Origin of the sequence: Rhizobacter sp., from assembly GCF_032229685.1 — a bacterium.
In the GTDB taxonomy this organism is placed as follows: domain Bacteria; phylum Pseudomonadota; class Gammaproteobacteria; order Burkholderiales; family Burkholderiaceae_C; genus LMDS01.
Map to the genome: position 1 here is coordinate 66508 of NZ_JAVTWP010000018.1, position 6076 is coordinate 72583.

The window sequence follows — 6076 nt, forward strand, 5'->3', positions numbered from 1 at the left end:
GACCAAGGACATCACCATGCAACGACGCACCCTCATTCAAGCCCTCGGCGGCGCCGCCGCCACGCTCGGCGTGCCGCGCCTGTTCGCGCAAGAGTGGCCGAGCGGCCCGGTGCGCATCATCGTCGGCTTTCCGCCCGGCGGTGGCACCGATGCGCTGGCGCGCGTGGTGGGGCAGAAGCTCACCGTGATGTGGAACCAGCAGGTCATCGTGGAAAACAAGGCTGGCGTGGCCGGCGTGCTGGCGGCCGAATACGTGGCGCAGCAACCCAGCGACGGCAGCACGCTGCTGATGGCGCACATCAACAGCCACGCGCTCGCGCCCAGCCTGCAACCCAAGCTGCGCTACAGCGTGGAGCGCGATTTCGTACCGATCGTGATGGTGGGCGTCACGCCCAACCTGCTGATCGCGCACCCGGGCCAGCAAGCCAAGACCGTGGCCGAGATCGTGGCCTTGTGCAAGGCCGAGCCGGGCAAGGTGAGCTTCGGCTCGGCGGGCCAGGGTTCGGCCCAGCACCTGGCGCTCGAGATGTTCAAGCTGCAAGCCAAGGTCGATGCGATCCACGTGCCCTACAAGGGCAGCGGCCCGCTGCTCACCGACCTGATGGGCGGGCAGATCCAGTACAGCTTCGAGACCATGACGGCGGCCACGCCGCACGTGAAGAGCGGCAAGGTGCTCGGTGTGGCGCAGACGCGCGCCAAACGCGCCAAGGGCCACCCGACCGTGCCGACGATGCAGGAGCAGGGCTTCGCCGGCTTCGAGGCCACCACGTGGTACGGCCTGGTCGGCCCCGGCAAGCTGCCGACGCCGATCGCGCAGAAGATCAACCGCGACGTGAACACCGTGCTCGCGATGCCCGACGTGCAGGAAAAGCTCGACACCTACGGCGCCGAAGACGGCGGTGGTTCGCCGGACAAGTTCGCGCAGTTCATTCGCACCGAGATCACGAAGTGGGCGAAGGTGGTGAAGGACGGGAACGTGAAGGTCGATTCCTGAAGCCGATCGCGCTCAGGGAACAAAGACCACGAGCGGCCTGACATCGGCCGGTGCCTCGACCGCGCCCAGCCGTTGCTCGGCGTCCCACACCAGCGCGAATTCCACGTCCCGCTGGGTGCGGTAGCGCCAGCGCGGCAGGTCGAGTGAACTGGTGATGTCGGTGCGCGGGTAGCCGATCGCGACAGTCGCCTGCTCTTTGGTCATGCCGATCAGCAGCTTGCCCGCGCGCACCGCCGCCTGAATCTCGGCCGGCCAGGCGCTGAAGCGGGCCTTCGGGTCTTCGGCGCTCGTCAGCTTGCCGATCATCTGTTGCATCGACTGCTGCTTGCGGCCGTAGTCGAGCCCCAGCCACATCAGCTTGCCGTCGACCATCGCCTTGGCCCGGTCACTCCCCACCTCGTAGACCCGAAGCGGCGTGCCGGGCGGAACGAAGGGCTGGTCGATCCAGTTCGCGTCGCTGATCCAGCCTTCGCTGTCGTGGTGGAAGTTGCAGCAGGTGTAGCGAAGGTCGGCGGTGGCGGCGAGCCGCGCCGCGGCGGTCGGCGCCGAGACGATCTTGCGGCCGACCAGCTGGTTGCCTTGCACGTCTTCCAGCCAGACTTCGTTGCGCAGCTCGTCCATCGCGCCGGTCACGCGGTAGCGCGAGCCGGGCTTGAGTTCGACCTCGATCACGCCTTCGAGCGGATCGCGCTTTTTGGCGAAGATCGACTGGATCGGCGCCGCGTAGTCGACCACCGCCTTGAGCTTGAGCGCGACCTTTCCCGCCTGCACAGGGCGCTCGACATCGACGATGCGCATGTCCATGCCCCGCCCGAAGCTCGCGCGCTGGCTCGCCGCCAGGCTCGTGTAGGCGGTCGGCTTGCCGTTGACTTCCATGAGCATGAAAAACGTGCCGCCCCCGGGCCCACCACCCTCTGCGGTGTCGTACACCTTGGCCATCGTGAGCGGGTCATAGGGCGCGGCGGGCGGCGGGGTGGCACAGCCCTGCAAGATGGCGGCGAAGGCGATACAAAACAGCTTGCGGAACATGGCGTCTTTCTTCTCAAGGCGATCGAAAGATGATAGCCGTGAGAGGCGGCGCCAAGCCGCTGCCGATGGCGTTGACGAGCCCTAACGCAAGCGCGCCATCAACCCCGCCGTAGAAGCATCCAAGCCCGTGACATCCCCCGTCGCCAGCCGCGGCAGCAAGTCATTGCACAGTGCCTTGCCGAGTTCCACACCCCACTGGTCGAAACTGTTGATGCCCCACAGCGCGCCGCTCGTGAACACACGGTGTTCGTAGAGCGCGATCAAGGCACCGAGCGAACGCGGCGTGAGCTGGTCCAGCACGAAGGTCGTGCTCGGCCGGTTGCCGGGAAAGGTGCGGTGGCGCGCCAGCGTGAGCGCATCGAGTTCCTTCGATGCGGTCGGCGCCTTTTCGCCTTGCGCCTGTTCGGTACTCTTGCCCTGCATCAGGGCCTGCGACTGCGCCAGGCCGTTGGCGAGCAGCATGATGTGCTGGCGTTCGAGTTGTTCGAGCAGCGGGCCGTGCAGGTCCGACAGGCCATGCGTGGGGTGCTTGACGAGGATGAACTCGACCGGGATCACGTCGGTGCCCTGGTGCAGCATCTGGAAGTACGCATGCTGCCCATTGGTGCCGGGCTCGCCCCACACGACCGGGCTGGTGGCATAGGGAAGCGGCTCGCCGGCCAGGTCGACACGCTTGCCGTTGCTTTCCATCTCGAGTTGCTGCAGATAGGCCGGCAGGCGCTTCAGGCCCTGGTGGTAGGGCGCGACGCTGCGGCTCGTGAAGCCGTGGAAGTTGCGGTACCAGACGTCGAGCAAGCCCAGCAGCAGCGGCAGGTTCTGCTCGGCCGGCGCGTGTGCGAAGTGCTCGTCCATCGCGTGCGCACCGGCGAGCAGCGCGCGGAAATTGTCGGCGCCGATGGCCAGCGCGATCGGCAGGCCGATCGCCGACCACAGCGAGTAGCGGCCACCCACCCAGTCCCAGAACCCGAAGGTCGTGGTGATGCCGAAGTCGGCCGCGGCCTTCACGTTGGTGGTGGTGGCCACGAAGTGTTTCGCGGTGTCGGTGCCGCCGTTGGCCGTGAACCAGGCCTTGGCCGCCATCGCGTTGGCCATGGTCTCTTGCGTGGTGAAGGTCTTGCTCGCGACGATGAAAAGCGTTTCGCTCGCTTTCAGCTTGCGCAGCACCGGCGTGATGTCGTGGCCGTCGACGTTCGAGACGAAGTGCAGCGTGAGGCCCGGGTGCGCGAAGGCGTCGAGCGCCGGCACCACCATCTGCGGCCCGAGGTCGCTGCCGCCGATGCCGATGTTGACGATGTGCCGGATGCCGCTGGCCGGCGTGTCGCGCACCGTTTCCACATACGCGAGCATCGAACCGAGCACCTGTTCGACTTCAGGCAAGGAGCGGCCGATCGCCGACGTGTGCGGTGCACGCAGGGCCGTGTGCAAGACCGCGCGGCCTTCGGTCGTGTTGATCGGCGCGCCGGCCAGCATCGCGTCGCGCCGCGCCTCGACGCCGCACTCGCGCGCCAGGTCGAGCAGGAAGCGCCTTGTCGCGGTGTCGATCAGGTTCTTCGACAAGTCGGCGAAGACTTCGGGGGCTTCGACAGCGAAGGCTTCGAAGCGCCCGGCGTCGCGCGCGAACGCCTCACGCACGTCGAACTCGCGGCCATGCCCTTCGAAGTGGCCTTTCAGCGCGGCCCACGCGGGCGTGCGGTCACAGCGGGTGAAGCTGCCGTCGTTGCTGCTGCTCATTTCATCCCCTCGATCATCTTGTCGAGCCGGCCGGCGTCGGCCGCGAAACTGCGAATGCCTTCGGCGAGTTTTTCGGTCGCCATCGCGTCTTCGTTGAGCGCGTAGCGGAAGCTCGCTTCGTTGAGTGTCATGGCGTGGATCTTCGCGGCGCGCGCCGCGGCCGGGTCGAGCGCGCGGGGCAAAGCGGCTTCGCTCTTCTGCAGCGCAGCCAGCAGGTCGGGGCTGATCGTCAGCAGGTCGCAGCCGGCCAGCGCAGCGATCTGCCCGACGTTGCGGAAGCTCGCACCCATCACCTCGGTCGTGACGCCGAACTTCTTGTAGTAGGTGTAGATCTGCGCCACCGATTTGACGCCCGGGTCGTTCGCGCCGCCGTGGGCGGCTTCGTCCCAGGTGCTGCCGGCCGCCTTCTTGTGCCAGTCGTAGATGCGGCCGACGAACGGCGAGATCAGCGTCACGCCCGCATCGCCACACGCCACCGCCTGGCAGAAGGAAAACAGCAGCGTCAGGTTGCAGTGCATGCCTTCGTGTTCGAGAATGCGCGCGGCCTGGATACCTTCCCACGTCGACGCGATCTTGATCAACACGCGCTCGCGGCTCACACCCGCCTGTTCGTACAAGGCCATGATGTGGTGCGCGCGGGCCACGGTGGCGGCGGTGTCGAAGCTCAGGCGCGCGTCGACCTCGGTCGAGACACGGCCGGGCACGATCTTCAATATCTCGAGGCCGAAGCGCACCAGCACCTCGTCGACGATGGCGTCGACACGTTCGCGTTGGTGTTGCGCCACGGCCGCGGCGAGCAGCGGTGCGTATTCGGGCTGCTGCACCGCCTTCAGGATCAGCGACGGGTTGGTGGTGGCGTCGCGCGGCGCGAACTGCGCCAGTTCCTTGAAGTTGCCGGTGTCGGCAACCACCGTGGTGCATTGTTTGAGCTGGTCGAGCTGGTTCATGGCCGCGAAGTCAACACATCGAAGCGCTCATTAGAACCCCGGCGCGTGACGATTGGCGGGCTGGGCCCCCAAGTTGTTTGCCGAAAGTAACCGGCGGCGCAGGCCTTGGCGAACTACGCCGCCACCACCGACAAGCCGTGCCCCGCCAGCCGCAGGCTGACGGCGTCGCCCGGCTTCCAGACCCGTTCCACGTCGGGCGAAACGACGAAGATCGCGCCGAGTTCGGTCGCGAACGTGTACTCGTGAAAGCTGCCAAGGTAGGCGCTCTTTTCCACGGTGCCGGCCAGTTCGCCCGCGCCGGCGGGCAGCACCTGCCAGGCCTCGGGCCGCACCGCCACCTTGACCTTGCCCGCCGCGAGCGCCTGCGCCTGCGTGCGCGGCAGCGTGATCGGGCCGAGGCGCACCGAACCGTCGGCCGCCGAAGCGCCGTCGAAGAGCATCGCCTCGCCCATGAAACCGGCGACGAACTCGCTGCCCGGGCGTTCGTACAGATCGTGCGGCGTGCCGGCCTGCGCGATCACGCCATGGTCCATCACGATGATCTGGTCGCTCACCGCGAGCGCTTCGCTCTGGTCGTGGGTAACGTAGGCCACGGTGAGCCCCAGCCGCTGCTGCAGCGTGCGGATCTCTTCGCGCATCGAGCGGCGCAGCCGCGCGTCGAGGTTCGACAGCGGTTCGTCGAACAGCAGCACCGCCGGCTCGAGCACCAGCGCGCGCGCCAGCGCCACCCGCTGCTGCTGGCCGCCCGAGAGTTCGCTCGGCAGGCGCTGGTCGAAGCCGGTGAGGCCCACGGTGGCCATCGCGGCCTGGGCTCGCTGCGCGATCTCTTCTTTCTTCACGCCCGAAACCGTGAGGCCGTAGGACACGTTGGCCAGCACGTTCATGTGCGGGAACAGCGCATAACTCTGGAACACCATGCTCACGTTGCGCTCGGCCGGGCCGAGCGTGGTCACATCCACGCCGTCGATGAAGATCTGCCCGCCGCTCGGTGCTTCGAGCCCGGCGATCATGCGCAGCGTGGTCGTCTTGCCGCAGCCGCTCGGGCCGAGAATGGTCGTGAGCGTGCCCTTGCGCACCGTGAAGCTGATGTCCTTCACCGCCAGCGGCGCGTTGGCATCGCTGCCATAGCGTTTGCTGACGTGGCGGAACTCGATGCCGGTGCCGGTCTGGTTGTCGTTCATGGCTCAATGCCCTCCCACGGCCCTGCGGCCGAGCTTTCTTTCACCGACCAGCCACTGGATCAGTGCGATCGCGAGCGACATCAACACGATCAGCACCGTGCAGTAGGCCAGCGCCACGCCGTAGTCGCCGTTGCCGACCCGGCCGATGATGTAGGTGGTGGCGAGTTCGTTCTCGGCGGTGACGAGGAACACGA

Annotated in this window: 6 protein-coding genes; 1 reads left to right on the forward strand and 5 read right to left on the reverse strand. The window is 67.1% G+C overall.

The window, feature by feature from the left end; translation table 11 throughout:
- Window positions 1-16 precede the first annotated feature (16 nt).
- On the forward strand, window positions 17-994 hold the full coding sequence (locus AC30PD_RS08190) for a Bug family tripartite tricarboxylate transporter substrate binding protein (RefSeq protein ID WP_489535155.1): 978 nt from the start codon (window positions 17-19) through the stop codon (window positions 992-994).
- 12 nt (window positions 995-1006) lie between these two features.
- On the opposite strand, the gene AC30PD_RS08195 is transcribed toward AC30PD_RS08190, so the two are convergent.
- From AC30PD_RS08195 to AC30PD_RS08215, 5 genes are all read right to left on the reverse strand, one after another.
- Window positions 1007-2023 carry a hypothetical protein gene (locus AC30PD_RS08195; protein WP_489535156.1) on the reverse strand — a complete coding sequence of 339 codons (1017 nt, stop codon included), beginning with the start codon at window positions 2021-2023 and terminating at the stop codon, window positions 1007-1009.
- An 81-nt stretch (window positions 2024-2104) separates the two neighbouring features.
- Window positions 2105-3754, reverse strand: coding sequence for a glucose-6-phosphate isomerase (gene pgi, locus AC30PD_RS08200; protein ID WP_489535157.1), 1650 nt, complete (start codon window positions 3752-3754; stop codon window positions 2105-2107).
- On the reverse strand, window positions 3751-4701 hold the full coding sequence (gene tal / locus AC30PD_RS08205; protein WP_489535158.1) for a transaldolase: 951 nt from the start codon (window positions 4699-4701) through the stop codon (window positions 3751-3753). Before tal ends, pgi begins: the two co-directional genes overlap by 4 nt.
- 113 nt (window positions 4702-4814) lie before the next feature.
- On the reverse strand, window positions 4815-5882 hold the full coding sequence (locus AC30PD_RS08210) for an ABC transporter ATP-binding protein (protein ID WP_489535159.1): 1068 nt from the start codon (window positions 5880-5882) through the stop codon (window positions 4815-4817).
- 3 nt (window positions 5883-5885) lie between these two features.
- Window positions 5886-6076 (reverse strand): hypothetical protein (locus AC30PD_RS08215; RefSeq protein ID WP_489535160.1); only part of this gene is annotated, 191 nt, incomplete at its 5' end.

Bases quoted from the DNA above. Each gene is read 5' to 3' on its own strand.
- AC30PD_RS08190 (WP_489535155.1), top strand. From the start codon at position 17: ATGCAACGACGCACCCTCATTCAAGCCCTCGGCGGCGCCGCCGCCACG.
- AC30PD_RS08195 (WP_489535156.1), bottom strand. From the start codon at position 2,023: ATGTTCCGCAAGCTGTTTTGTATCGCCTTCGCCGCCATCTTGCAGGGC.
- pgi (WP_489535157.1), bottom strand. From the start codon at position 3,754: ATGAGCAGCAGCAACGACGGCAGCTTCACCCGCTGTGACCGCACGCCC.
- tal (WP_489535158.1), bottom strand. From the start codon at position 4,701: ATGAACCAGCTCGACCAGCTCAAACAATGCACCACGGTGGTTGCCGAC.
- AC30PD_RS08210 (WP_489535159.1), bottom strand. From the start codon at position 5,882: ATGAACGACAACCAGACCGGCACCGGCATCGAGTTCCGCCACGTCAGC.